The 26,672-nt window shown below is 71.0% G+C and carries 19 protein-coding genes; 16 read left to right on the top strand and 3 right to left on the bottom strand.

Annotation, left to right across the window (positions count from 1 at the left end; translation table 11 throughout):
* Positions 1–109: 109 nt before the first annotated feature.
* Complete coding sequence (locus ACP56T_RS08095; protein WP_430911628.1) at positions 110–1,024, bottom strand: response regulator transcription factor; 915 nt, start codon at positions 1,022–1,024, stop codon at positions 110–112.
* Positions 1,017–4,367: an ATP-binding protein gene (locus tag ACP56T_RS08090; protein WP_430911627.1), complete on the bottom strand. Its 3,351-nt coding sequence runs from the start codon at positions 4,365–4,367 to the stop codon at positions 1,017–1,019. Before ACP56T_RS08090 ends, ACP56T_RS08095 begins: the two co-directional genes overlap by 8 nt.
* A gap of 274 nt (positions 4,368–4,641) precedes the next feature.
* Here ACP56T_RS08090 and urtA point away from each other — a divergent pair, with 274 nt between their 5' ends.
* The 8 genes from urtA to ACP56T_RS08050 all read left to right on the top strand — a co-directional run bounded on the left by urtA (position 4,642) and on the right by ACP56T_RS08050 (position 12,577).
* Complete coding sequence (gene urtA / locus ACP56T_RS08085; protein ID WP_430911626.1) at positions 4,642–5,898, top strand: urea ABC transporter substrate-binding protein; 1,257 nt, start codon at positions 4,642–4,644, stop codon at positions 5,896–5,898.
* A gap of 115 nt (positions 5,899–6,013) precedes the next feature.
* Complete coding sequence (gene urtB / locus ACP56T_RS08080; protein ID WP_430911625.1) at positions 6,014–6,940, top strand: urea ABC transporter permease subunit UrtB; 927 nt, start codon at positions 6,014–6,016, stop codon at positions 6,938–6,940.
* 12 nt (positions 6,941–6,952) lie between these two features.
* Positions 6,953–8,122 (top strand): urea ABC transporter permease subunit UrtC, encoded by a 1,170-nt coding sequence (gene urtC, locus ACP56T_RS08075; RefSeq protein WP_430911624.1) that lies wholly within the window; start codon positions 6,953–6,955, stop codon positions 8,120–8,122.
* Positions 8,123–8,141: 19 nt separating this feature from the next.
* Positions 8,142–8,927: an urea ABC transporter ATP-binding protein UrtD gene (urtD, locus tag ACP56T_RS08070; protein ID WP_430911623.1), complete on the top strand. Its 786-nt coding sequence runs from the start codon at positions 8,142–8,144 to the stop codon at positions 8,925–8,927.
* A 74-nt stretch (positions 8,928–9,001) separates the two neighbouring features.
* The gene (urtE, locus tag ACP56T_RS08065) at positions 9,002–9,691 is read left to right on the top strand and encodes an urea ABC transporter ATP-binding subunit UrtE (protein WP_430911725.1); all 690 of its coding nucleotides are present in this window, start codon (positions 9,002–9,004) and stop codon (positions 9,689–9,691) included.
* Between the two features lie 98 nt (positions 9,692–9,789).
* The gene (fmdA, locus tag ACP56T_RS08060) at positions 9,790–11,019 is read left to right on the top strand and encodes a formamidase (protein ID WP_430911622.1); all 1,230 of its coding nucleotides are present in this window, start codon (positions 9,790–9,792) and stop codon (positions 11,017–11,019) included.
* A gap of 63 nt (positions 11,020–11,082) precedes the next feature.
* Entirely contained in the window at positions 11,083–11,415 is a 333-nt protein-coding gene (locus ACP56T_RS08055) for an FmdB family zinc ribbon protein (protein ID WP_430911621.1), read from the top strand.
* 109 nt (positions 11,416–11,524) lie between these two features.
* Entirely contained in the window at positions 11,525–12,577 is a 1,053-nt protein-coding gene (locus ACP56T_RS08050; protein WP_430911620.1) for an aliphatic amidase, read from the top strand.
* 33 nt (positions 12,578–12,610) lie between these two features.
* Here ACP56T_RS08050 and ACP56T_RS08045 read toward each other — a convergent pair whose 3' ends face one another.
* Positions 12,611–15,244 (bottom strand): ABC transporter transmembrane domain-containing protein, encoded by a 2,634-nt coding sequence (locus ACP56T_RS08045; RefSeq protein ID WP_430911619.1) that lies wholly within the window; start codon positions 15,242–15,244, stop codon positions 12,611–12,613.
* A 187-nt stretch (positions 15,245–15,431) separates the two neighbouring features.
* Between ACP56T_RS08045 and ACP56T_RS08040 the strand changes: the two genes are divergently transcribed.
* From ACP56T_RS08040 to ACP56T_RS08005, 8 genes are read left to right on the top strand one after another with little or no spacing between them, the layout of a single operon-like run.
* Entirely contained in the window at positions 15,432–16,688 is a 1,257-nt protein-coding gene (locus ACP56T_RS08040) for a glycosyltransferase family protein (RefSeq protein WP_430911618.1), read from the top strand.
* Positions 16,685–17,995 (top strand): glycosyltransferase family 4 protein, encoded by a 1,311-nt coding sequence (locus tag ACP56T_RS08035; protein WP_430911617.1) that lies wholly within the window; start codon positions 16,685–16,687, stop codon positions 17,993–17,995. The genes ACP56T_RS08040 and ACP56T_RS08035 overlap by 4 nt, the downstream gene beginning before the upstream one ends.
* Positions 17,983–19,923: a glycosyltransferase gene (locus ACP56T_RS08030; protein ID WP_430911616.1), complete on the top strand. Its 1,941-nt coding sequence runs from the start codon at positions 17,983–17,985 to the stop codon at positions 19,921–19,923. Before ACP56T_RS08035 ends, ACP56T_RS08030 begins: the two co-directional genes overlap by 13 nt.
* On the top strand, positions 19,920–21,761 hold the full coding sequence (locus ACP56T_RS08025) for an ABC transporter ATP-binding protein (RefSeq protein ID WP_430911615.1): 1,842 nt from the start codon (positions 19,920–19,922) through the stop codon (positions 21,759–21,761). The genes ACP56T_RS08030 and ACP56T_RS08025 overlap by 4 nt, the downstream gene beginning before the upstream one ends.
* Complete coding sequence (locus tag ACP56T_RS08020) at positions 21,761–22,639, top strand: hypothetical protein (protein ID WP_430911614.1); 879 nt, start codon at positions 21,761–21,763, stop codon at positions 22,637–22,639. The genes ACP56T_RS08025 and ACP56T_RS08020 overlap by 1 nt, the downstream gene beginning before the upstream one ends.
* Positions 22,636–24,519 carry an ABC transporter substrate-binding protein gene (locus ACP56T_RS08015; RefSeq protein ID WP_430911613.1) on the top strand — a complete coding sequence of 628 codons (1,884 nt, stop codon included), beginning with the start codon at positions 22,636–22,638 and terminating at the stop codon, positions 24,517–24,519. The genes ACP56T_RS08020 and ACP56T_RS08015 overlap by 4 nt, the downstream gene beginning before the upstream one ends.
* A gap of 29 nt (positions 24,520–24,548) precedes the next feature.
* Positions 24,549–25,532 (top strand): ABC transporter permease, encoded by a 984-nt coding sequence (locus ACP56T_RS08010; RefSeq protein ID WP_430911724.1) that lies wholly within the window; start codon positions 24,549–24,551, stop codon positions 25,530–25,532.
* On the top strand, positions 25,529–26,671 hold the full coding sequence (locus ACP56T_RS08005; RefSeq protein WP_430911612.1) for an ABC transporter permease: 1,143 nt from the start codon (positions 25,529–25,531) through the stop codon (positions 26,669–26,671). Before ACP56T_RS08010 ends, ACP56T_RS08005 begins: the two co-directional genes overlap by 4 nt.
* The last annotated feature ends 1 nt before the right edge of the window (position 26,672 follow it).

Below are 26,672 nucleotides of genomic sequence, written 5' to 3'. Positions count from 1 at the left end.
GAGACTGCCCGGATCGATCCTATATTGGCGCGAAAGCGTGCATTCTACGCGCGGCGACTGCGCGGGCCGTCCCGGATCACGTCCACCCGCGCGCCGGGCCTTCCGGGGGCTATCCGAAATCCTGGAGGAAACGGTTGGCGATCATCGAGGCCGCCGTGCGATTCTCGACGCCGAGCTTGGCGTAGATGCCTTCGAGATGCTTCGTCACCGTGCGGTGGCTCAGGCCCAGGATCTCGCCGATGTCGCGGCTCGCCTTGCCCTGGGACAGCCAGAACAGCACCTCGGATTCGCGCGCCGTGATCGGCAGATGGGCCCGCAGCCGCGCCGGGCCGGCGGAGGGATCGTCGCGGGAGAGCCGGAGCAGGATCTCGTCCGGGGTGCGCCCGACGAAGCTCAAGGTCAGCGCTGCGCCGGTCCGGTCCCGCAGGGTCAGCGGGGCGGAGGACGATCCGGCGAGGCAGGCGCGCAGCCAGTCCCGGCTCTGCGGCGGAAGCGCCGTCGCGCCGTCCTGCGCCGCGGGGGCGAGGCCCGCCAGCAGGCGCCCGGCCTGCGGGGTGGACCACAGCACGGCGCCGTCCGCCGCGACGGCGAGCAGCGTGCGGCCGGTGGTGTCGAGGGCGGCGCGGGCGCTCTGCGCGGCCCTGGCGCCGGCGAGATGGACGCGGATGCGGGCCAGGATCTCGTCGGGGGCGATGGGCTTGGTGACGTAGTCGACCCCGCCCGCGCTCAGGCCCTCCACGATGTGCTCGGTCTCGCTCAGGCCGGTCATGAAGATCACCGGCACCCCCGCGAGATGGGGCTTGGCCTTGAGGCGCCGGCAGGTCTCGAAGCCGTCCATGCCGGGCATCACGGCGTCGAGCAGGATCACGTCGGGCGTGACCTCGTCGACGACGGCGAGCGCCAGGTCGCCCGCCACCGCGATCAGCACCGTGGCGCCGGAGCGCTCGATCGCCTCCGTGAGAAATCGCAGGGTGTCGGGCGAATCGTCGACGACGAGGATCACGTCGCGGTGGGGCTCAGCCATCGCGCGCGAGCTCCTGAAGGACGGCGAGGTAGCGGCGCAGGTCGTAGCTCCCGGCGAGGCCGCGCATCTGCGCGACGAAGGCCGGGGACGCGGCCGCGTCCTCCTCGAGCTGGGCGAGCTTGGCCTCGATGCCGCGGATATGGCCGATCCGCCCGAGGCGCAGCAGCTCGCCGACATGCTCGGGACCGGGGCCCGAGATGGGAGCGGCCGGGATGTCCTCCTCCGTCCAGTCGAGGCGCAGCAGCTTGCCGACGCGCTCCAGAACGTCGCGCAGGTCGAAGGGCTTGGCGATGATCGCGTCGTGCGGTGCGTCGTCGCCCCGCACGGGGCTGATCTCGTGGACATTGGCCGACATCATCGCGATCGGCCGCGCATGGCCGGCCGCGCGCAGGGCCGCGGCGGTGGCCCAGCCGCTCAGGCCCGGCATGGCGATGTCGAGCAGGATCAGGTCCGGCACCTCCTCGGCGACCGCCGCGATGCAGGCCGTCCCCGACTCCGCCTCCCGCACCGCAAGCCCCAGGGGCTCGAGGATGGCCCGCATCAGGGCGCGGTGCTCGGGATCGTCGTCGGCGACCAGCACCGTGCGCCGTTCGCCCGCATAGGCCCGCTCGGCCCTCGTCGAGGGCGAGGGCGGCGCAGCGGCGGCGGGCTGGGCCACGGAGGCGAGCATCAGCCGCAGCCGCGCCTGCGTGCCCGCGCCGGGCGTGCTGGCGATGGTAATCTCGCCGCCAAGCAGATGCGCCAGCAGGTTCGCGATGGTGAGCCCGAGCCCGGTTCCCGGCGTGCTGCGCGCGGCTGCCGTCGAACCGCGCTCGAAGGGCTCGAAGATCCGTTCGAGATCCGCTTCCGGGATGCCGGGGCCGGTGTCGCGGATGGTGAAGACGGCGATCTGGCTGCGGTAGCTGAGATCGAGGGAGACGGTGCCAGAATCGGTGAACTTGATGGCGTTCGAGAGCAGGTTCAGCAGCACCTGCCGCAGGCGCTTCTCGTCTGTGGCGACCACCGCCGGCAGGATCTCGGGGCGGGTGAAGCGGAATTGCAGCCCCGCCTCCCGCGCCTGGAGCCGGACCATGTCGACGATCTGGTCGAGGAACTCCGACAGCCTGACCTCGTCGCGATGGATCTGGAGGCGGCCCGCCTCCATGCGCGAGATGTCGAGGAGGCCGTCGATCAGGCCCGAGAGATGCTGGGCGCTGCGACGGATCACCCGGATGCCGTTGAGGCGCGCCGCCGGGATCGCGGGATCGGATTCGAGGAGCTGGGCGTAGCCGAGCACCGTGCTCAAGGGGGTGCGCAGCTCGTGGCTCAGGCCGACGACGTAGCGGCTCTTGGCGTGGTTGGCGGCCTCGGCCCGCTCCTTGGCCTCCTGGAGCTTCGCGTCGGTGATCTTGTGGGCGGCGATCTCGGCCTCGTAGAGCGCGGTCTGGCGCATGGTCTCGGCCTGGGCGACGCGGCGGCTCTCCTGCGCCAGCACGAACAGCCACGCCACCACCCCGAGAATGACCACCAGGATGAAGAACACGCTGGTGAGCGCCGCGCGCAGCATCTCGCGGTGCTCGGGATGCGCGATGCTCGCCCCGGCATGGACGATGCCGAGGATCAGCCCGATGACGGCGCAGAGCGTCAGCATCACCGCGAGGTAGCGCCCGAGCGGCGCGCCGACCCAGGCGGCGGTGCGCACCGGCAGCACGCGCCCGAGCGCGGCCTGCGCCTGCGCCTCCAGGCGCCCCTGCGGCTTGCACAGATCGCCGCAGCGCGCGTCGAGCGAGCAGCAGAGCGAGCAGATCGGCCCGGCATAGGCCGGGCACTGGGCCATGTCCTCGCCCTCGAAGGGAAGCTCGCAGACGCAGCAGGTGATCTCCGAGCGGCCCCAATCGGTCTTCGGCACGCGGGCGAGATACCAGCGGCCTCCCGTCCACCAGGCGATGGCCGGGGCCGCGCAGAAGGCGACGGCGAGCGCCAGCATCGGCGCGAAGGGCTGGACCGTCCCGCCCAGCCAGCCGGCATGGGCGAGGCAGCCCGCGACGAGGGCCAGCCCCATCGCTCCCGTGCCGACCGGGTTGATCGCGTAGAGATGGGCGCGCTTGAACTCGATGCCCGGCGGCGACAGGCCCAGCGGCTTGTTCACGGCCAGGTCCGCCGCCAGCGCCCCGACCCAGGCCGAGACGACGCAGGCGTAGAGCGGCAGGGTGCTCCCGATGGTCTTGTCGATGCCGAGCTCCATCAGGAGCACGGCGATGGCCACGTTGAACACCAGCCAGACCACCCGGCCGGGGTGGCTGTGGGTCAGGCGCGAGAAGAAGTTCGACCAGGCGATCGAGCCGGCATAGGCGTTGGTGAGGTTGATCTTGAACTGCGACACCAGGACGAACAGGCCCATCAGCAGCAGGGCCGCCCGGCTCCCCTCCCCGGCCACGTAGCCGAAGGCGACGGCGTACATGCGCGTCGGCTCGGCGGCGTGCTCGGGTGGCACGCCGTGCGACAGCGCCAGCACGGCGAGCCCCGCCCCGAGCAGGATCTTGAGCATGCCGGGCACGATCCAGCCCGCGCCGCCGGCGAGCACCGCGAGCCACCAGCGCCGGTCGCGCGGGCCCTCGGCCTCCGGCACGAAGCGCAGGAAGTCGACCTGCTCGCCGACCTGCGCCAGCAGCGCCAGAAGCACCCCCGAGGCCAGCCCGAACCGCGCGAGATCGAAACCGCCCCCGCCCCCGTCGAGACCGGGAAAGGCGGCGAGCGCGTCGAGCGGCGCCGGTCCCCGCGCGGCGATGAAGGCCAGGGGGAGCAGGCTCAGCCCGATCCAGAGCGGCTGCGTCCAGATCTGGAAGCGGCTGATCAGCCGGATGCCGTAGACGACCAGCGGGATCACCGCGCCGGCGCAGACGAGATAGCCGATCCAGAGCGGCAGCCCGAAGCAGAGCTGGAGCGCCAGCGCCATGATCGCCGCCTCGATGGCGAAGAACAGGAACGTGAAGCTCGCATAGATCAGCGACGTCACCGTCGAGCCGAGATAGCCGAATCCGGCCCCGCGGGTGAGCAGATCCATGTCGACGCCGTGGCGGGCGGCGTAGACCGTGATCGGCACGGCGGTGGCGAAGATCACCAGGCCGACGACGAGGATGGCGGCCAGGGTGTTCGCGAAGCCGGTGGTCAGCACCAGCGTGCCGCCGATCGCCTCCAGCGCCAGGAACGAGACCGAGCCCAGCGCCGTCTGCGCGACCTCGAGCCCGGACCAGCGCCGCGCCTTCTTGGCGGTGAAGCGCAGCGCGTAGTCCTCGAGGGTCTCGTCGGCGACGAAACGGTTGTAGTCGCGCCGGATCGGGATGATTCTCTGCGGCGCGCTCATCGCGGCCGCCGTTCGCGGGCGACGCCGCGCGCATGCGAACGCCCGCCCGCGCGTGCGAGACGCGGCGAGCGCCGTCCGCCACGGCGGGTCGCGCTGCATGCGGCGGTGAGCATCAAACTCCAGAACCGAGACGGGTCGACGGTGCGCCAAACGCAAGAGCGCGGCCATACGCAATACAGCGTATATGCTGCGCCGCAACGGCCGACCTAGCCTGACGGTGTCGATCCGCGGCCAACGCTCAAGGCCGCCGGACGCGAGATCGGGGTCAGGCACGATGGCAGACGAGAAAGATACCGGTTTGCGCTCGCCGTTGCGGCGCCAGCTGCTGAGAGGGCTCGCCGGCATTCCGGCGCTGGCCCTGATGCCGCGCGGCGCGTTCGCCGCCGCCCCGACCTCGGCGGTGAACACCACCGGGCTGGCGGTGACGGACACCGAGGTGACGGTGGGCATCCTGCATTCCGTGACCGGCACCATGGCGATCTCCGAGACCGGAGCGCAGCAGGCCGAGAAGCTCGCGATCTCGCAGATCAACGAGGCCGGCGGCGTGCTCGGGCGCAAGATCAAGATCATCCAGGAGGACGGCGCCTCCGACTGGCCGACCTTCGCCGAGAAGGCCAAGAAGCTCCTCGTCAACGACAAGTGCGCCTCGGTGATGGGCTGCTGGACCTCGGCCTCGCGCAAGGCGGTGCTGCCGGTGTTCGAGCAGTACAACGGCCTGCTCTACTACCCGACATTCTACGAGGGCCTGGAGCAGTCGAAGAACGTCTTCTACACCGGCCAGGAAGCGACCCAGCAGATCCTCGCCGGCCTCGACTGGGTGCACAAGGAGAAGGGCGGCGACACCTTCTACTTCATCGGCTCGGACTATATCTGGCCGCGCACCTCGAACAAGATCGCCCGCAAGCATGTCGAGAACGTACTCAAGGGCAAGGTCGTCGGCGAGGAATACTTCCCGCTGGGCCACACGCAGTTCAACTCGGTCATCAACAAGATCAAGCTCACCAAGCCGAAGGTCATCTTCGCCGACGTGGTCGGCGGCTCGAACGTGGCCTTCTACAAGCAGCTCAAGGCGGCCGGCATCGACCTCTCGAAGCAGGTGCTGATGACGATCTCCGTCACCGAGGACGAGATCGACGGCATCGGCGGCGAGAACATCGCCGGCGCCTATGCCTGCATGAAGTACTTCCAGTCGATCGAGAACGAGAACAACAAGGCCTTCGTCGCCGCCTTCAAGAAGATGTGGGGCGAGAAGACTGTCATCGGCGACGTCACCCAGGCCGCCTATCTGGGGCCGTTCCTGTGGAAGATGGCCTGCGAGAAGGCCGGCTCCTTCGATGTCGACAAGGTGGTCGCGGCCTCGCCCGACCTCGAGTTCAAGGGCGCGCCCGAGGGCTACGTCAAGATCGACCCGAACCACCACCTCTGGTCGAAGACCCGCGTCGGCAAGGCCAAGACCGACGGCCAGTTCGAGATCGTCTACACGAGCCCCGAGCTCATCAAGCCGGACCCCTTCCCGAAGGGCTACCAGTAGGCCTCGGCGCTTCTGGCGCGGGACTTGCGGGACGCCCCGCAAAACGTCCCGCCGAATCTGACGAACGGCCCGGATCGCCGGGCCCTTCGCACGTCATGTCTGGCGGAGCGCGCGGATGTTCGGTGAATACTCTCTTGGCGACCTCGGCGCGATCTTCGCCATGCAGGGCTTCGCCGGCCTGATCCTGTTCTCCGTCTACGTGCTGATGGCGCTCGGCCTGGCGATCATCTTCGGCCAGATGGGCGTCATCAACATGGCGCACGGGGAGTTCATGATCCTCGGCGCCTACGTGACCTATCTCTGCTCGACCTTCTTCCAGGCGCATCTGCCGTCGCTGTTCCCGGTGTACTTCTTCCTGGCGATGATCCTCGCCTTTCTGGCCTCGGGGGCGATGGGGATGCTGGTGGAGTGGACGCTGATCCGCCACCTCTACAAGCGCCCGCTCGATACGCTTCTCGCCACCTGGGGCCTCTCGCTGATCCTCCAGCAGGCCTACCGCTCGATCTTCGGGGCGCGCGAGGTCGGCGTGGAGCTGCCCTCCTGGCTGATCGGCTCGGTGCAGGTCACGGACACCATCGAGGTGCCGATCAACGGCCTCTTCGTGATGGCGGTGACGATCATCATCACCGTCTCGGTGGCGCTGCTGATCTTCCGCTCGCGCTTCGGCCAGCAGGTCCGCGCGGTGATGTCGAACCGCGCCATGGCGGGCGCCGTCGGCATCGATACCGAGAAGGTCGACCGCTACACGTTCGGGCTCGGCTGCGGCATCGCCGGGGTCGCCGGCTCGGCCTTCACCATGATCGGCTCCACGGGGCCGACCTCGGGCCAGCTTTACATCGTCGACACCTTCCTGATCGTCGTGTTCGGAGGCGCCGCGAGCCTGCTCGGCACCATCGCCTCCGCCTTCTCGATCTCGCAGACCCAGTCGACGCTGGAGTTCTTCATATCCGGCTCGATGGCCAAGGTCCTGACCCTGCTCGCGGTGGTCGGCATCCTGATGCTGCGGCCGCAGGGCCTGTTCACCCTCAAGGTCCGGCGCTGAGGATTAATCGCGATGACCAGCCCCGTTCAGAAACTCTCGACCTCGCTGACCGTGAACGACAACCCGTTCATGAAACCGATGGAGTGGGTGAGCCTGCTCCTTCTCGCGGGCTTCATCCTGGTGGTCCTGCCCCTCGTCCTCGACGGGTTCCGGCTGAACCTCGTCGGCAAGTACCTCACCTACGCCTTCGTGGCGCTCGGCCTGGTGATCTGCTGGGGCTATGCCGGCATCCTCTCGCTCGGCCAGGGCTGCTTCTTCGGGCTCGGCGGCTACTGCATGGCCATGTACCTGAAGCTCGAGGCCTCGAGCGTCGAGAACACCAAGATCCAGTCCACGCCGGGCATCCCCGACTTCATGGACTGGAACCAGCTCACCGCCCTGCCCTGGTTCTGGAAGCCGTTCCAGAGCCTGCCGCTGACGCTGATCCTGGTGATCGCGGTGCCCGTGCTGTTCGCGCTGGTGATCTCCTTCGCGATGTTCAAGCGGCGCGTCGGGGGCACCTACTTCGCCATCATCACCCAGGCCATCGCCGCGATCCTGACGATCCTGATCGTCGGCCAGCAGGGCTACACGGGCGGCATCAACGGCATCACAGACCTGCGCACCCTCCACGGCTGGGACATCCGCACCGACTCGGCGAAGTTCATCCTCTACTTCGTCAATGGCGGCCTGCTGATCGGCTGCATCCTGATCGCCCAATACGTCAAGAAGTCGAAGCTCGGGCGCATCCTCGTCGCCATGCGCGACAAGGAGGACCGGGTCCGCTTCTCCGGCTACTCGGTGGCGGGGTTCAAGGTCTTCGCCTTCTGCCTGGCGGCCGCCTTCGCCGCCATCGGTGGGGCGATGTTCACCCTCCAGGTCGGCTTCATGTCGCCCTCCTTCGTCGGCATCGTGCCCTCCATCGAGATGGTGATCTACGCCGCCGTCGGCGGGCGCCTGTCGCTGTTCGGCGCGGTGTGGGGCACGCTGCTCGTCAACTTCGCCAAGACCAGCTTCTCCGAGAGCTTTCCCGACCTTTGGCTCTTCGGCCTCGGCGCCTTGTTCATCGCCGTGGTGCTCGCCTTCCCGAACGGGCTCGCCGGGATCTGGCGCGAGCAGATCGAGCCGCGCCTGACCCGCCGCATCAAGGGGCTGCGCGCGTCGCCGCCCGCCATCGTCCCCCACGGCGCCCCGGCCGAGTGACCGCGAAAGCGAGAGCATCATGAACGCCGCGATCCTCCCCTCCTCCGTCATCGGCGCCGAGTCGGCCCCGCCCGACTACCTCCTCGCGGTCGACGCGCTCACCGTCTCCTTCGACGGGTTCAAGGCGGTGAACGACGTGTCGTTCTACGTCGATCCCAACGAGATCCGGGTCATCATCGGGCCGAACGGCGCCGGCAAGACCACGGTGCTCGACCTGATCTGCGGGCGCACCAAGGCCAGCGCCGGCTCGATCCGCTACAAGGGCCAGGAGCTGACCAAGCTCTCCGAGAGCGCCATCGTCCAGGCCGGCGTCGGCCGCAAGTTCCAGACGCCGTCGATCTACGACGACCTGACCGTGTTCGAGAACCTGGAGATCTCCTTCCCGCGCGGGCGCTCGGTGTTCGGGGCGCTGACCTTCAAGCGCGACGCCGAGGTGCGCGACCGCATCCACCAGATCGCCGAGACGATCTTCCTCAAGGACCAGCTCAGGGAGCGGGCCGAGTTCCTGAGCCACGGCCAGAAGCAGTGGCTCGAGATCGGCATGCTGCTGATCCAGGATCCCGAGCTCCTGATGCTCGACGAGCCGGTGGCCGGGATGAGCGTCGGCGAGCGCATCAAGACGGCGGAGCTCCTCAACCAGATCATCGTCGGCCGCTCGGTGCTGGTGATCGAGCACGACATGAAGTTCGTCGAGGACATCGCCCACCGCGTCACCGTGCTCCACCAGGGCAAGGTGCTCTCCGAGGGCTCGATGGAGCGGGTCAAGAACGACCCCAAGGTCATCGAAGTGTATCTGGGACATTGAGCGTCATGCTGCACGTCGCCCCGTCCGCTTCCGCCGCCGCGCCTCCCGTCGCGACCGTTCCCGGCGCCGCTCCGATCCTGGCCGTGGACGACCTCCACGCCGCTTACGGCCAGAGCGAGGTCCTGCACGGGCTCACCTTCTCCGTGGCGCCCGGCGAGATCGTCGCCGTGATGGGCCGCAACGGCATGGGCAAGACCACGCTCATGAAGACCCTGATGGGGATCGTGCCGACGAAGACCGGCGCAATCCGCCTCGCGGGGAACGAGATCGCGGGGCTCAAGAGCCACGCGCGCGTCGCCGCCGGCCTCGGCTACGTGCCGCAGGGGCGGATGATCTTCTCGACCATGACGGTGCAGGAGAACATCGAGACGGGGCTGACCGTCACCGGGCGCCGCAAGGTGCCGCAGGACCTCTACGACATGTTCCCGGTGCTGCTGGAGATGAAGGGCCGGCGCGGCGGCAACCTGTCGGGCGGCCAGCAGCAGCAGCTCGCCATCGCGCGGGCGCTCGCCAGCAAGCCCAAGGTGCTGCTCCTCGACGAGCCGACGGAGGGCATCCAGCCCTCGATCATCCGCGAGATGGGGCGCACGCTGAAGAAGATCCGCGACGAGCGGGGCCTGTCGATCGTGTTCTCCGAGCAGGTCCTCAGCTTCGCCCTCGACGTCGCCGACCGCTTCCTCGTCATGGAGAACGGCGAGATCGTCCACGAATCGCTGCGCGCCGACGTGGACGAGGCCCAGGTCGCCCGCTTCCTCTCTGTCTGAGGGAGGCCCCGCCCGTCAGGCGGCCCGCGAGCTGAACTCCGCGCAGCGGCGCGGAAGGGACGTTCCGCCCGGAACGGAACAGGGAGCTGGAGAAAAAGATGCCCGAGACGCTGATCAAGGTCGATCTCAGCCAGTCGGCCTACGACAACGACATGGTGCACAACCGCTGGCACCCCGACATCCCGATGGTCGCCTATGTGAAGCCGGGCTCGGATTTCATCGTCGAGACCTACGACTGGACCGGCGGCTTCATCAAGAACAACGACTCCGCCGACGACGTGCGCGACATCGACCTGTCGATCGTCCACTTCCTCTCCGGCCCGATCGGCGTCGAGGGCGCCGAGCCCGGCGACCTCCTCGTGGTCGACCTCCTCGACATCGGCGCCAAGCCCGAGAGCCAGTGGGGCTTCAACGGCTTCTTCTCGAAGAAGAACGGCGGCGGCTTCCTCGACGAGCATTTCCCCCTGGCCCAGAAGTCGATCTGGGACTTCGAGGGCATGTTCACCAAGTCGCGCCACATTCCGGGCGTGCGCTTCCCCGGCCTGATCCATCCCGGCCTGATCGGCTGCCTGCCCGATCCGAAGATGCTGGAGACCTGGAACACCCGCGAGAAGGCGCTCTACGACACCAATCCCAGCCGGGTGCCGGCGCTCGCCACCCTGCCCTTCGCGCCGACGGCGCATATGGGCCGCCTGAAGGGCGACGCGAAGGATGCCGCCGCGGCCACCGGCGCCCGCACGGTGCCGGGCCGCGAGCATGGCGGCAATTGCGACATCAAGGATCTCTCGCGCGGCTCGAAGATCTACTTCCCGGTCTACGTGCCCGGCGGCGGCCTCTCGATGGGCGACCTGCATTTCAGCCAGGGCGACGGCGAGATCACCTTCTGCGGCGCCATCGAGATGGCGGGCTGGGTGCACCTCAAGGTCGAGGTCATCAAGGACGGCATGGCGAAGTACGGGATCAAGAACCCGATCTTCAAGCCGTCGCCGATCACTCCGAAATACGACGACCACCTGATCTTCGAGGGCGTCTCGGTCGACGAATACGGCAAGCAGCACTACCTCGACGTGACGGTGGCCTATCGCCAGGCCTGCCTCAACGCCATCGAGTACCTGAAGAAGTTCGGCTATTCGGGCGCGCAGGCCTACTCGATCCTCGGCACCGCGCCGGTGCAGGGCCATATCTCGGGCGTCGTCGACATCCCGAACGCCTGCGCCACCCTCTGGATCCCGACGGGCATCTTCGACTTCGACATCAACCCGTCCGCGGCCGGGCCGACGAAGTTCCTCGACGGCTCCATCGACATGCCGCTCTCGCCGGATCTCTGACCTCTTGGTTTGCCGCGCTTCCCGAGCCGGCAAACCGCACACACTTTGCCTGGAAGCGCTCACATGCCGGTCTACGACTACGCTTGCGACTCCTGCGGGCCGTTCACGGTGCTGCGCCCGATGGCGCAGTTCCAGGACCCGCACGATTGCCCGGATTGTGGGACGAGCTGCCGGCGCGCCTTCCTCACCGCTCCGAGGCTCGCCTCCATGGACGCGGGCACGCGGGCGGCGCATGCCACCAACGAGCGCAGCCGCCACGAGCCCCGGCGCGTGTCGGCTCATGGGGCGGGCTGCGGCTGCTGCTCGCCGAAATCCGCCGGCAAGACATCCGCCAGCAAGACACCGGCCGCCGCCAAGAGCTTCCCGAACGCGCGGCCCTGGATGATCAGCCACTGACGCCAAAACCAGTGCTCCGGGGGCGATCCGCTCCCGGAGCCGACCACGGCGCGGCCCTGGAGCGCACCGACGGCCGCACCTGCCGGACCCAACAGGGAGAGATCGCGCCATGATGCACGGAGATATTTCCTCCAGCGCCGACAGCGTCGGCGTGGCGGTGGTCAACTACAAGATGCCGCGCCTCCACACCCGCGCGGAGGTGCTGGAGAACGCAAAAAAGATCGGCGAGATGATCGTCGGCATGAAGACCGGCCTGCCGGGGCTCGACTTGGTGATCTTCCCCGAATACTCGACCCACGGCATCATGTACGACGCCGCCGAGATGTACGAGACCGCCTCGACGGTGCCCGGCGCCGAGACCGAGATCTTCGCGGACGCCTGCCGGAAGGCGAAGGTCTGGGGCGTCTTCTCGCTGACCGGCGAGCGCCACGAGGAGCACCCGCGCAAGGCCCCCTACAACACCCTCATCCTGATGAACGACCGGGGCGAGATCGTTCAGAAATACCGCAAGATCATGCCCTGGACGCCCATCGAGGGCTGGTATCCGGGCGACCGCACCTACGTCTCGGAAGGGCCGAAGGGGCTGATGGTCAGCCTCATCATCTGCGACGACGGCAACTATCCCGAGATCTGGCGCGACTGCGCCATGCGCGGCGCCGAGCTCATCATCCGCTGCCAGGGCTACATGTACCCGGCAAAGGAGCAGCAGATCCTGATCTCGAAGGCGATGGCGTTCGCCAACAACACCTATGTGGCGGTGGCCAACGCCGCCGGCTTCGACGGCGTCTACACCTATTTCGGGCATTCCGCGATCATCGGCTTCGACGGGCGGACGCTCGGCGAATGCGGCGAGGAGGAGATGGGCATCCAGTACGCGGCCCTGTCGAAGTTCCTGATCCGCGACTTCCGCGCCCACGGCCAGTCCGAGAACCACCTCTTCAAGCTGCTGCACCGCGGCTACACGGGCATGATCAACTCCCAGGAGAACCGGCACGGGATGTCGGAATGCCCGTACGACTTCTACCGCCGCTGGATCGAGGACCCGGACGGCACCCGCGACGCCGTGCGGGCGATCACGCGCCAAAGCGTCGGCACCGAGGAATGCCCCATCGAGGGCATCCCCTTCGTCGGCAAGGGCGAGGGACCGCCCGGCGCACCCTGACGCCCCGGCCCCGGACCGGCCTTGCCGGAGCGTTCAGTGCTCGCGGAGCGGGTTGATCGACCTGTCGAAACCCGGCGCCTGCGCGTCGCCCTCCAGCACCGCGACGAGGGTCATGCCGGGATCCTCTGCGGCCTCCACCAGCAGCGCGAGGCCGCCCTCCATCCGGGTGAAGGCGCCGTCGACGACGACGATGCCGGGCCGCCGGATCAGGGCGCGGGCGAGGTCCACCGCCGCCTGCTGCCGGGCCGTGAGGAACTGCCCCTTGTTGCCGACCTCGTGTTGCAGGCCGCGCCGCCTGATCCCCTCCTCCAGCCCGAACTCGCGGACCACCGCGCGGACCTCGCGCTGGATCGCCGCCTCGCCGTGCCCGCGCGCCATGTCGATGCGCCCGAAGAGCAGGTTGTCGAGGATCGACATCAGCGGATTGATCCGGCTCGGGTCGTAGGGTTCGATGCCGCCCCCCGGCGGTCCCTCGAGCGCCGCCTGGACGCGACCCCGCGCGCCGACGAGACGCTGGCGCAGCCCGTCGTCGAGGAGCCCCAGGCGCTGGCGCGGCTCCACATAGGGAAGCGCCAGGGCGAGGAAGACGGTGCCGTCGGCCTGCGGGAGGGGGCTGCCGGGGCGGATATGGGCGAGCCGGCGGGCGAGATCGGGGATCTCGTCGGGGGCCACGAGCGAGAAGCGCCGGAACAGCGGATGGCCCGGCGGCAGGTCGTGGAAGATCTCGACGATGTTGCGCGCGATGGCGACGCCCATGGCCGAGAGCGGGTCGACGAGGCCGAGCTCGGCCAGCACGGCGCGGAAGCGGGCGTCCCCGGCGAGGCTCCGGCCCGCCAGGGAGGGATCGACGGGCACGCCGAACAACAGGTTCTCGGCGATGGTGGCCTGCTCGTTGTAGGCGCCGCGCGCGAAGGGGATCACCAGACCGCTCTGGCCGGAGACCTCGAAATGCTCGCGCAGGTGCTCGCGCGCGGCGATCAGGCGCTGCCCGATCTCGCAATCGCCGGTCACGACGCTGAGCGCGCCGAGCCCGAAGCGGTAGAGGTCGTCGTCCATGCCGAGGCGGCCGAGGAGCCGCAGGATTCTCTCGTCCAGAGCGGAGAGATCGGACAGGCCGAGCGCGCCGAGATCGATCCAGGAATCGTCGGCGATCTCGGCCGGGTTCCCGGTCCGCGCGGCTTCGATCAGCCGCTGCCGCTCGGGCGGGTCGCCGGCAGGGGCCGGATCGGCGCCCGCCGGACGATCCCGCAGCCCGTAGAGGACGTTCGCGCGGATCGTGCCCGGAAACAGGACCGGGTCGGGGCCGGCATAGGCGATCTCCCGCGCCAGGGCCGTCTTGGGCAGGCTCGCGAGCTCGTGCCCGCCGATCCGCACCGTGCCGGCGGCGGGCGCCTGCAAGCCGGCGAGCACCGCCGCGAAGCCGCGCGCCTGGCCCGTGCCGGGGGAGGACAGCGCGATCCGGGCGGGCAGCGCGACCTCGATGTCCGGCCAGGTCAGCGGAGGCCCGTCCGGGTTCTTCAGCCGCAGCCCCTCGGTCCGCAGCGGGCTGCCGAGGGACGGGCGCGCGCCCTGCGGCTCGGGCTCGGGCTCCGGCGCGCTCAGCCGGTGGGGCGCGAAATGGGCGGCGACGGTCTCGTACTTCACCTCGACGTCGAGGCGCTGCTGGTCCCAGTCGATCAGTTCCTTGAGGGGCGGCGGCAGGTCGCGATAGGCCGCGAGCACGGCGACGAGCTGGCCGATATCGAGCTGGCCCTTCACCGCGAGGACGCCGCCGATGGCGTAGAACAGGAACGGCGTCACCTGCGCGAGCAGGTTGTTGAGATACTTCACCATGAACTTGCGCCGGTAGATCCGCAGGCGCAGGTCGAACAGGCCGTAGAGCCGGCCGCCGATCTCGGCCCGTTCCCAGCGGCCGGCATTGTTGGCCGTCACCGCCGGCAGGCCCTCGAGCACCTCCCCGACCCGCCCCGCGAAGGCGCGCGAGTCGAGCTGGCGCCGCCGGCTGAGCCGGATGATCTCGCGCCGCAATTGCGGGATCACGACGATCTGGACCCCGACCATCGAGGCCGCCGCCAGGCCGAGCCACATGTTCTGCATCAGGATGAAGGTCAGCGAGGTCGCGGCCTGTGTCCCGAGGAAGACGGGCACCACCACGGCGTCGCCGATGAAGGTGCCGATCGGCTCGACCTCGTCGCGGATGATGGTCGCCGTCTCGGAGGCCTTCACCTCGCGCTGCGCCCGCGGGGTGAAGCGCAGCATCAGCGAGAAGAGCTGGAAGCGCAGGCGCCGCAGCACGCGCTCCCCGAGCACCCCCTTCGACAGGTTGATCCAGAACTTGAAGGCGCCGTTGATCAGCACGAGGGCCAGGAACAGCCCCGACAGGCCGAGCAGCAGCTCCGTCCGGCCGAGCTGGAACCCCTCGAACAGGCGCGTCTCGCCGCCGCCGAGCCAGTGCGGCCAGCGGATCGCGGTGTCGAGGAACGGCGCCGTGGGGTTGCCCTGCGCGAAGGCCTTGCCGGTGATCGCGTCGTTGACGATGCGCTTGGGCAGGTCGAGCGATGCGAAATAGAACGGCAGCGAGGCGAGGACGACGGCACAGATGATGAGCTGGTCGCGCTTCGTGTAGCGCCAGATGTAGTCGAAGAGCCGCGGCTCCAACTCACGCATCACCCGAGCTCCCGGCCCCGTTTTTCCAGCCTGACCGTCGGCGTCCTCCCCTGGAGTCCGCGCCGACATAAGCGGCAATGGCGGCGTTTGTCACACCGGCCCAGCTTATGCGAAGCAAGGTTCCGCCCAGGACTGACCCGTACCCAAGATTCCCCCGCATCCGAGGCTCCCGTGCATGGAGAGGTCCTTGATCGAGAGGCGCCCGCCGGACGTCGCGGACGGCACGGCCCGGAGCCGGCGCGTCCTGCTCTATAGCCACGACACCTTCGGCCTCGGCCATCTGCGCCGCTCCCGCACCATCGCGCATGCGCTCGCCGGCGCGCATGCCGATGTCGAGGTCGCCATCGTGTCGGGCTCGGCGGTGCTCGACCGCTACGCCTTCGCCGAGGGCGTCGACACGGTGCGCATCCCCGCCGTCGTGAAGGGACGCGACGGCACCTATGCGAGCCTCGATGCCGGGGTGCCCCTGGAGCGCGTCGTGGCCGAGCGCGCCCGCATCATCGCGCGCACGGCGGAGGAGTTCCGGCCGGACCTCGTCATCGTCGACAAGGAGCCCACCGGCTTCCACGGCGAGATGCTCCCCGCCCTCGAGAGCGCGGCCGCGCGGGGCTGCCGTGTGGTGCTCGGCCTGCGCGACGTCCTCGACGAGACCGCCCGGCTGATCCCCGAATGGGAGCGCAAGGGCGCCTGCGCCGCCCTGCGGCGCCACTACGACGAGGTCTGGATCTACGGCGTGCCGCGCGTGCACGAGCCGCTGGCGGGCATGCCCATCGGCGCCGAGATCGCCGATCGCACGGTCTATACCGGCTATCTGCGCCGCAGCCTGCCCGATGGATGGGCGGCTGCGCGCTCCGCCCCGCCGATCACGCAAGCGCCCTTCCTTCTGGTGACGCCGGGCGGCGGCGGCGACGGCGACGGGCTGATCGACTGGGTGATCTCGGCCTACGAGGCCGATCCGGGCATCCCCCTGCCGAGCCTGATCGCCTTCGGGCCCTTCGTCGCCGCCGCCTCGCGCGCCCGCTTCCTGGAGCGCATCGCGCGGCTGCCGGGAAAGCTCGCGGCCATCGATTTCGACAGCGAGATCGAGCGGCTGATGGCGCGGGCGGCCGGCGTCGTCGCCATGGGCGGCTACAACACGTTCTGCGAGATCCTCTCCTTCGACAAGCGCGCGATCCTGGTGCCCCGCAGCGAGCCGAGGCGCGAGCAGACCATCCGCGCGGAGGCCGCCCATGCGCTCGGCCTCGCCCGCGCCCTGCTGGAGGAGGACGGGCGCTCGCCTCGGCGCATGGCCGAGGCGCTGCGCGCCCTGCCCGACCAGTCGGAGCCGTCGCGGATCGTGGTGCCGGGCCTGCTCGACGGCCTGGAGGGGATCGCGCGGCGCTTCGGGGCGCTGACGGCGGCCCCCGTTCCGGCGCCGGCCCTCCCCCAGGCCGCCTGCCTGTGAACCCGCCTTCTCCGACGCCGCCCCATATCGCCGTGGTGCTGAAGGGCTATCCGCGCCTGTCGGAGACCTTCATCGCGCAGGAGCTGCTCGCCCTGGAGCGGCGCGGGCTGCCGCTGGCGATCTGGTCCCTGCGCCGGCCGACGGAGGCCGCCCGCCACCCGATCCACGGCGAGATCCGCGCGGCCGCCTCCTACCTGCCGGAATACCTGCACGAGGCGCCCCTGCGCGTCCTCGCCGCGCTCGCCTGGGCGCTACGGAAGCCGGGTTTCGGCGCCCTCCTCGCCCGCTTCCGGCGCGACCTGCGCCGCGACCCCACCCCGTCGCGGATGCGCCGTCTCGGCCAGGCGCTGGTGCTCGCCCGCGAGCTGCCGGCGAGCGCGATGCATCTGCACGTCCATTTCCTGCATTCCCCGGCGAGCGTAGCCCGCTACGCCGCGCTCCTCACGGGGCGGACCTGGAGCTTCTCGGCCCATGCCAAGGACATCTGGACGACCCCCGACTGGGACCTCGCCGACAAGCTGGCGGAGGCCGCCTGGGGCGTGACCTGCACCCGCGACGGCCTCGCGCGCCTGCGCGCGCTGGACGGCGCCGGCCGCACGGCGCTGGCCTATCACGGGCTCGACCTCGCCCGCTTCCCGCCCCCGCCCCCGGCGCGGGAAACCCGAGACGGGGGCGATCCGGGGGCACCTGTGCGGCTGCTCTGCGTCGGCCGGTTGGTGGCCAAGAAGGGGCATGACGACCTGTTCGAGGCCCTTGCCCGCTTGCCCGATACCCTGCACTGGCACCTGACCCTGATCGGCGGCGGCGAGTTGCGCGTGGCGCTCACCGAGCGCGTAAAGGCGCTCGGCCTGTCGGCTCGGATCGCGTTTCGCGGCGCGCTGGCGCAGCCGGAGGTGATCGCGGCGATGCGCGCGGCCGACCTGTTCGTGCTGCCGGCGAAGCCCGCTCCCGGCGGCGACCGGGACGGCCTGCCGAACGTGCTGATGGAGGCGGCGAGCCAGGAGCTGCCGATCCTCGCGACCGATTTCGCCGGCACCCCGGAATTCATCGCGGACGGGCGCGAGGGCCGGCTCGTGCCGCCCGGCGACCCGGCGGCGCTCTCGGCGGCGCTGCTCGCGCTGATCCGCGACCCGGCGCTGCGGAGCCGGCTCGGCCGGAGCGCGCGCCGGAGGCTGGTCTCCGATTTCTCGATGGAGGCCGGCATCGACCTCATCGCCGGCCGGCTGGCGGGCTCGGCCGGGCTCGTCCCGGCCCGCCTCGACCGCCGGCCGACCGGCGTCGCCGAGGAACCCGCATGCGCGTGCTGATCGCGGTCACGCATCTGCTCGGCGCGGGCCACCTGACCCGCGCGGCGGCGCTCGCCCGCGCGCTCGCATGCGCCGGGCACGAGGCGGTGCTGGTCTCCGGCGGCGCCGCCGCGCCCCTGGTGCGGCTCGACGGCATCCGGGTGGTGCAACTGCCGCCGCTGCATATCCGTGGAACGGCCTTCGGGCGGCTTCTCGACGGCGAGGGCCGCGAGGCCGGCGCCCCCCTGTTCGAGCGCCGCCGCCGCATGCTGCTGGCGGCGCTCGACGAGACCCAGCCGGACGCCGTCGTCACCGAGCTGTTTCCCTTCGGCCGCCGGGGCCTGGCGGACGAGTTCCTGGCGCTCGCGGAGGCCGCCCGCGCGCGGCGGGTGCCCATGCTCGCCTCGGTGCGGGACATCCTCGTCGCCCCGGAGAAGCCCGAGAAGGTGGCGCAGGCGCATGAGCGGGCCGCGCGCCTCTACGATGCCGTGCTCGTCCACGGCGATCCGGCGCTCGCCCCCCTCGACGCGTCCTGGCCCGTCGACGAGGGCTTGCGCCCGATGCTCCGCTACACCGGCTACGTGGACGAGGGCGCCCTCGCCCCCCGAGCCGGCGAACGGGTCGGGATCGTGGCGGCGGCGGGCTCCAGCGCCGCCGGCCTCGGGCTGCTGCGTGCCGCGGCGGAGGCCGCCCGCCGCCGGCCGGAGCTCGGCTGGCGCATCCTCGCCGGGCACGGCGTCTCCCGGGACGATCTCGCCGCCCTCGCCGCCGGGCTTCCCGAGGGCGTCGTGACGCGCGCGCGGCCGGATTATCGGGCGCTGCTCGCCGCCGCCGCCGTCTCCGTCAGCCAGTGCGGCTACAACACGGCGGTGGATCTCCTCGCCGCCGGCCCCCGCGCGGTGCTGGTGCCGTTCGAGGGGGGCGACGAGACGGAGCAGCGCCTGCGGGCGGACCGGCTCGCGGCGCGCGGGCTGGCGCGGGTGGTGCCGGAGGACGGCCTCACCGCCGCCTCCCTGCTCGCGGCGGTGGCGGCCTCGCTTTCCGATCCGCCGCCGCCGCCTCACGGCATCGACCTCGCCGGCGCCGCCCGGTCCGTCGCGATCGTCGAGGAGATCGCGCGGCCGTCCGCGCCGCGCCGCGCGCGCGGATCCTCCGGGTTCGACCGCCTGCGCGCCGCCCTCGACGCGGCGGGCGCGCGCGGCGTCCGCGTCCCGGTCTGGTGGCGGGACGACGACGCGGTCGCCGCCGGCCCCGCCCTCGACCGGCTGCTCGGGCTCGCCGAGGAGAACGACGCCGCCCTCCTCGTGGCGGCGATCCCGGCAGCGGTCGAGCCCTCCCTCGGCGCGCGCGTCGCGCGGGCGCCCGGTGTCCGGCTCGCCGTTCACGGCCTCGCGCATGCGAACCATGCGCCGGCCGGCGCCAAGCCCGCCGAGTTCGGGCCGCACCGGCCCCTGCCGGACCTGCTCGCCGATGCCGCCGAGGCGCTGCGCCTCGCCCGCGCGCGGCTGCCGGCCGAGCGCCTGCTGCCCGTCTTCGTGCCGCCCTGGAACCGCCTGTCGTCGGATCTCGCCGAGGCGCTGCCCGGCCTCGGCTATGCCGGGCTCTCCTCGGTGCCGGGGGCGCCCGTGCCCGGCCTGGTCCGGGCGGACATCCATCTCGATCCGATCGATTGGCGCGGCACCCGGTCGCTCGCCGAGCCGGAGGCGCTGCTCGACGGGCTGGCGCGGACCATCTCGGAGCAGGGCGGCCGGCCGCTCGGCCTGCTCACCCATCACCGCGTCCATGACGAGGCGATCTGGAGCTTCCTCGCCGGCCTGCTGCCGGTGCTGCTGCGCCACCCCGCCGTCGCCCTGCTCGATCCGGCGGACCTGTTCCGGCCGGGGGCGGTGGACGCGCCGGTGCCCGTGGGCCCACACTGCCCCCGCGAACCCCTTGCGAGGGTGGGATGACGCCGCTCCTGTCCATCCGCGACCTCTCGGTCGCGTTCCGCTCGGACGGCCACGTCTTCACGGCGCTGCACGGGCTTTCCCTCGATGTGATGCCGGGGCGCACCCTCGCGCTCGTCGGCGAATCCGGCTCCGGCAAGTCTGTGACGGCGCAGTCGATCCTGCGCATCCTGCCCCGCTCGGCCGAGATCGCGCGCGGCCGGATTCTGTTCGACGACGGGGGAAGGCAGGCCGACATCGCGGCGCTGCCCGCCGACGGGCCGGAGATGCGCCGCCTGCGCGGCCAGCGCATCGCGATGATCTTCCAGGAGCCGATGACCTGCCTGTCGCCGCTGCACAGCATCGGCGACCAGATCGGCGAGGCCCTGCGCATCCATACCGGTGCCGGGCGCCGGGAGGCCGACGCGCGCACGCGGGAGGCGCTCGCCCGCGTCGGCTTCCCCGATCCCGAGCGCGCGCTGGGAACCTATCCGTTCGAGCTGTCGGGGGGGCTGCGCCAGCGCGCCATGATCGCCATGGCGCTGATCCTGCGCCCCGCCCTGCTGGTCGCCGACGAGCCGACCACCGCCCTCGACGTGACCACGCAGGCGCAGATCCTGGCGCTGCTCGCGCGGTTGCAGGACGAGACCGGCATGGCGATCCTGCTCATCACCCACGATCTCGGCGTGGTCGCCAATCTCGCCCACGACGTGGCGGTGCTCTATCGCGGGCGCCTCGTGGAGGCCGGCCCGCGCGATGTGGTGATGCGCCGACCCGGACACGCCTATCTCCGGGCGCTGCTGAGCGCCGTCCCGCGCTTCGACATGGCGCCCGGCGAGCGCCTGACGCCGATCCGCCCGGCCCGCGCCGTGATCCCGGAGGCCGGTCGCCACGCGGCGCCGGCCGGGCCGATGCTGCGGGTCGAGGGGCTCGCCAAGAGCTTCACCCTGCGCTCCGGCCGCTTCGGCCGCGCGGCCCGCAGCGTGCGCGCCGTCTCCGACGTGTCGCTGAGCCTGCCGGCCGGGACGACGCTCGGCCTCGTCGGGGAATCGGGGTCGGGCAAGACCACGGTCTCGCGCATGGTGATGCGCGCGCTGAAGCCCGATGCGGGCCGGGTGCTCTTCGACGGCGGCGACGGCCCGTGCGACGTGAACGCCCTCGCAGGCGCCGCGCTGTTCGCCTATCGCCGGCAGGTGCAGTTCGTCTTCCAGGACCCCTACGGCTCCCTCGATCCGCGCATGACCGTGCGGCAGATCCTGAGCGAGCCCATGGAGATCCACGGCATCGACGCCGCGACGCGCAAGGCCCGCGCGCGGGAGCTCGTCGCCATGGTCGGGCTGGGGCCGGACGCGCTCGGGCGCTATCCGCATGCCTTCTCCGGCGGCCAGCGCCAGCGCATCGGCATCGCGCGGGCGCTGGCGCTGGAGCCACGGATGCTGGTGCTCGACGAGCCGGTCTCGGCGCTCGACGTGTCGGTGCAGGCCCAGATCCTGAACCTGCTCAAGGATTTGCAGGCGGCCCTCGGGCTGACCTACCTGATCGTCTCCCACAACCTCGCGGTGATCGACTACATGGCCGACGTCATCAGCGTGATGTGCCGGGGGCGGATCGTGGAGGAGGCGCCGCGCGCCGTGCTGTTCCGCGCGCCGCTGCATCCCTACACGCGGGCGCTGCTCGCCGCCGTGCCCGATCCGAGCCTCGACCATCCCCTCGACTTTTCCGCCGTCAGCGGCATCCACTCCGACCCGGCCCGCTGGCCGGAGCCCTACCGTCTCGGCCCGGACGAGGTGGGCGTCATGCACGAGCCGGCCCCCGGCCACCGGGTCCGGCTCGGCGCGGCCCATGCGCGGGAAGCGGCCTGATGGCGGGGGCTCCTCCGGTCCTGCTCGAACGGCTGCGGCGGCGGGTGCTCTCGCCCCTGTTCGACCGCCTCGGCTACGACCTCGTGCCTGCCGCGCCCGACTGGTCGCACCGGCCGGTCTCCGCCCGCGAGGTCGACCGCCTGCTGGCGGCCGCCGCGGGCCACATGGCGCGCGACCTCTCGGCTTGCGGCATCGAGACGGACGAGGACGTGCCCGCCCTGGTCCGGCGGTTCTGGGATCTCATCCCGACGGCGCCCGTGCGGCAGAGGCGCGGCGGCAGCGGCTTCAACGGCGCGCTCCAGCTCTACGTGGCGATGTGCGCCCTCAAGCCGGATATCGTCATCGAATCGGGCGTGTTCCGCGGGCTCACCACCTGGGTGATCCGGCAGGCGCGGCCGGAAGCCGAGATCTTCTGCCACGATCCCGATCTCTCCGGCCTCCAGTACCGCGATCCGGGCGCGCGCTACAGCACGGCGGACTGGTCGGGCGCCGACTGGTCGGGGATCGACCCGGCGCGCACGGTGGCCTTCTTCGACGATCATGTCGCGCAGGGGCGCCGGGTGATCGAGGCGCGGGCGCTGGGGCTCACGCGGCTCGTCTTCGACGACGATGCCGCCGGGCACCGCATCCATGCCCATGGCGGCCCCGCCCATCCGACCATCGCGATGATCCGGGAGCCGGTCGAGGGCGCGGAGCCGATCCGCTGGCGGCGCAACGGCCGCCTCTTCGAGCAGCCCGCGGACGATCCCGTGGCGCGGGAGGCCGCCGCCGGCATCCGCCTCGCCCACGCCTTCGACGATCTCCACCGCGCCACCGGCTACTCGCCCGCGCGGCTGACCTATGTGGCGCTCCACCCTCTGCCGGAGGCGGGCGCGTGAGCGGGCCGAGCCGCCGCGCCGTCCTCGCGGGCCTGCCGGCGGCGCTCGCGCTGCGCGCCCTGCCGGCGGCGGCCGACACGCCTGCGCCGCCGCGCCTGCCGGAGACGCCGCTGGTGGTCGATCTCGCCGCGCGCGGCCGCAGGACCGGGACGGCGGGGGGCACCGTGCGCACGCTGATCGCGAAGGCGCGCGACGTGCGCTACCTCTCGACCTACGGCTATACCCGCCTCGTCGGCTACGATTCCGACCTGACCCTGCGGCCCGACCTGCTGGACAAGATCGCCGTCGAGGGCGGCCGCTTCACCTTCACCCTGCGCCAGGGACACCGCTGGTCGGACGGCGAACCGTTCACCACGGAGGATTTCCGCTACTACTGGGAGGACGTCGCCAACGACAAGGAGCTCAACCCCGGCGGCCCGCCGGACTTCTTCCTCGTCGACGGCAAGCCCCCCCAGGTCGAGATCCTCGATCCCCTGACCGTCCGCTATGTCTGGGAGAAGCCCAATCCGCGCTTCCTGCCGGCGCTCGCGGCGCCGCGCGATCCGCTGATCTACCGCCCGTCGCACTATCTCAAGCCGTTCCACCCGCGCTACGCCGGCCGCGAGGCTGTGGAGGCCGCCGCCAAGGCGCAGAAGCTGCGCGGCTGGACCGCTCTGCACTACAAGTGCGACGACAATTTCGAGCTGAACAACCCGGACTGCCCCACCCTCCAGGGGTGGCGGCCCCGCACCCGCGCGCCGGCGACCCGCTTCGTCTTCGCGCGCAACCCGCATTACCACCGCGTCGATTCCGCCGGCACGCAGCTCCCCTATCTCGACACCATCGTCATGGACGTGGCCTCCGCCGGGCTGCTGGTGGCCAAGACCAATGCCGGCGAGGCCGACCTGATGTTCCGGGGCCTGACCATGGCCGACATCCCGAGCCTCAAGGAGGGCGAGGCGGCGCAGGGCTACCGGACGAATCTGTGGCCGGTGGCGCGCGGCTCCGAGATCGCGCTCTATCCGAACCTCACCACCCTCGATCCCGGCTGGCGGGCGCTGAACCGGGATGTCCGCTACCGGCACGCGCTCTCGCTCGCCATCGACCGGCGCACGCTGAACAACACCCTGCTCTTCGGCCTCGGCACCGAGGGCAACGACACCATCGTGCCGGAAAGCCCGCTCTACGCGCCCGAGCTGCGCACGCTCAATGCCGGCTACGATCCCGAAGGCGCGAGCCGGCTCCTCGACGCGGCCGGGCTCACCGGACGCGACGCCTCCGGCATCCGCCTGATGCCGGACGGGCGCGCCATCGAGGTGGTGGTCGAGAGCGACGGCGAGGCCGCCTTGGTGCTCGACGGGCTGCTGCTCATCGCCGAGTTCTGGCGCGAGGTCGGCATCCGCCTCACCGTCAAGCCGCAGGAGCGGACGAACCTGCGCCGCCGCTCGGTAGCCGGGATGACCGTGATGGTGGCCGCCCAGGGGCTCGACCTCGCGGTGCCCACCGCGATCATGCCGCCGACCGAACTCAGCCCGGCCATGCCCGACCATTATTCCTGGCCGCGCTGGAGCATGCATGCGGAGTCGCACGGCAAGGGCGGCGAGGCCTGCGACATGCCGGAGGTCCACCGCCTGCTCGATCTCGACCGGCAGTGGCGGGCGACGGACGATCCTGTCGTGCAGGCAGCCATTTGGCGCGAGATGCTGATGAACCACGCGAGGAACACCTGGGTCATCGGCACGGTGGCGGGCGCCTTGCAGCCGGTGGTGACGGCCGGCGCCCTCGCCAACCTCCCCGAGCGGGCGCTCTACGCCTACGACCCCAACGCGCTCATCGGCGTGCAGCGCCTCGACGAGGTTTTCTGGGACCGCGCCTCCGAGCGCAGGGCGGGCCGCTCGTGATCGCGGCCGTCTTCCGGCGGGTCGCGACCATGGCCATGACCCTGGCGGTCATCTCGGCCCTGGTCTTCCTCGTCATCAAGCTGCCGCCGGGGGACTTCCTCACCAACCGCATCGCCGAATTGCGCGCCGGCGGCGAGGCGGCCTCCGTGGCCAAGGCCGAGATGCTGATGGGGCAATACGGCCTCGACCGGCCGGTCTGGCAGCAATACCTGATGTGGATCGGCGCGATGCCGGGGCCGGCCGGCTTCTCGGGCCTGCTCCAGGGCGACTGGGGCTGGTCCTTCGAATACGACAGGCCGGTGGCGGAGGTCGTCGGCGACGCGCTCTGGCTGACGCTGCTCATCAACCTGACGGCCGTGGTCTTCGTGCATCTCGTGGCGATCCCCGCCGCGATCTATTCGGCCACGCACCGGCACACGGTGGGCGACGCGATCGTCACCGTGCTCGGCTATGTGGGGCTCGCGGTGCCGGGCTTCCTGCTGGCGCTGATCCTGCTCTTCTACGCCAACCGCTGGTTCGGGCTCTCCATCGGCGGGCTCTACGATGCGCGCTTCACCGGCAAGCCGTGGGACTGGCCGAAGCTGCGCTCGCTGCTGGCCCATCTCGTGGTGCCGACGCTGGTGATCGGGCTCGGCGGCACGGCGGCGATGATCCGGCGCATGCGGGCGAACCTCCTCGACGAGCTCGCCAAGCCCTACACCGTCACCGCCCGCGCCAAGGGGCTGCCCCCGTTGCGGGCGCTGCTGAAATACCCCTTCCGCATGTCGCTGAACCCGTTCGTCGCCGATATCGGCAACCTGCTGCCGCATCTCGTCTCCGGCTCGGTGCTGGTATCGCTGGTGCTGAGCCTGCCCACCGTCGGCCCGCTGCTCCTCGATGCGCTCCGCAGCCAGGACCAGTTCATGGCGGGCTTCATCCTGATGTTCGTGGCGGTCCTGACGCTCGCCGGGATGCTGATCTCCGACCTCGTGCTGGTCTGGCTCGACCCGCGCATCCGCATGGGTCGGCGGTGAGCGAGTTCGCCGCGCCCCACTTCGTCGACCCGGCGCCGTTCGACCCGGATGCGGGCGAGGAGACCCGCGCCGGCTCAGCCTCCGCCTGGCGGCTGATCCTGCGCAAGTTCCTGCGCCACCGCCTCGCGGTCGCCTCCGCGCTGATCCTGCTCGCGCTCTACGCGAGCGTGCCCTTCGTGGAGGTCCTGGCGCCCTACGGGCAGGCGCGGCGCAACGGCGACTTCCTGTACGCGCCCCCGCAAGGGGTGCACTGGATGCACGAGGGGCGCCTCGTCGGGCCGTTCGTCTATCCCTACACGGCGCAACTGAACATGGCGACGTTCCGGCGCGAATACGTCGCCGACACCTCCGCCCCGCAGCCCCTGCGCTTCCTCTGCCGGGGGGACGCCTATCTCTATCTCGGCTTGATCCCGAGCGACCGGCATCTCGTCTGCGCGCCCGAGGGCGGCACGCTCTTCCTGCTCGGCACCGACCGGCTCGGTCGAGACCTCTTCTCGCGCATCGTCTACGGGACGCGCGTCTCGCTCACCATCGGCCTCGTCGGGGTGGCGATCTCCTTCGCGGTCGGGCTCGTGCTCGGCGGCATCGCCGGCTATTTCGGCGGATGGGCGGACGCCGCCGTGCAGCGGCTGATCGAGGTGGTGCGCTCGCTGCCCGAATTGCCGCTCTGGCTCGCGCTCTCGGCGGCGCTGCCGCCGAACTGGAGCCCGCTCTGGGTCTTCTTCGGCATCACCGTCATCCTCGGGCTGCTCGACTGGCCCGGTCTCGCGCGCGCCGTGCGCGGAAAGCTCCTGGCGCTGCGCGAGGAGGATTTCGTGCAGGCCGCCGAACTGATGGGCGCCTCGCCCGCGCGGGTCATCGGCCGGCATCTCATCCCGAACTTCATGAGCCATCTCATCGCCTCGGCGACGCTCTCGATCCCGACCATGATCCTCGGCGAGACGGCGCTCTCCTTCCTCGGCCTGGGCCTGCGCCCGCCGGTGACGAGCTGGGGCGTCCTGCTCAACGAGGCCCAGAACCTCGCCGCCGTGCAGCTCTATCCGTGGCTGCTGCTGCCGGTGCTGCCGGTGCTCGTCACCGTGCTCGCCTTCAACTTCATGGGCGACGGCCTGCGCGACGCCGCCGACCCCTATCACTGAG

Origin of the sequence: Methylobacterium endophyticum (assembly GCF_050591105.1) — a bacterium.
GTDB lineage: Bacteria > Pseudomonadota > Alphaproteobacteria > Rhizobiales > Beijerinckiaceae > Methylobacterium.
This window is presented reverse-complemented; position numbering and strand designations above follow the sequence as displayed.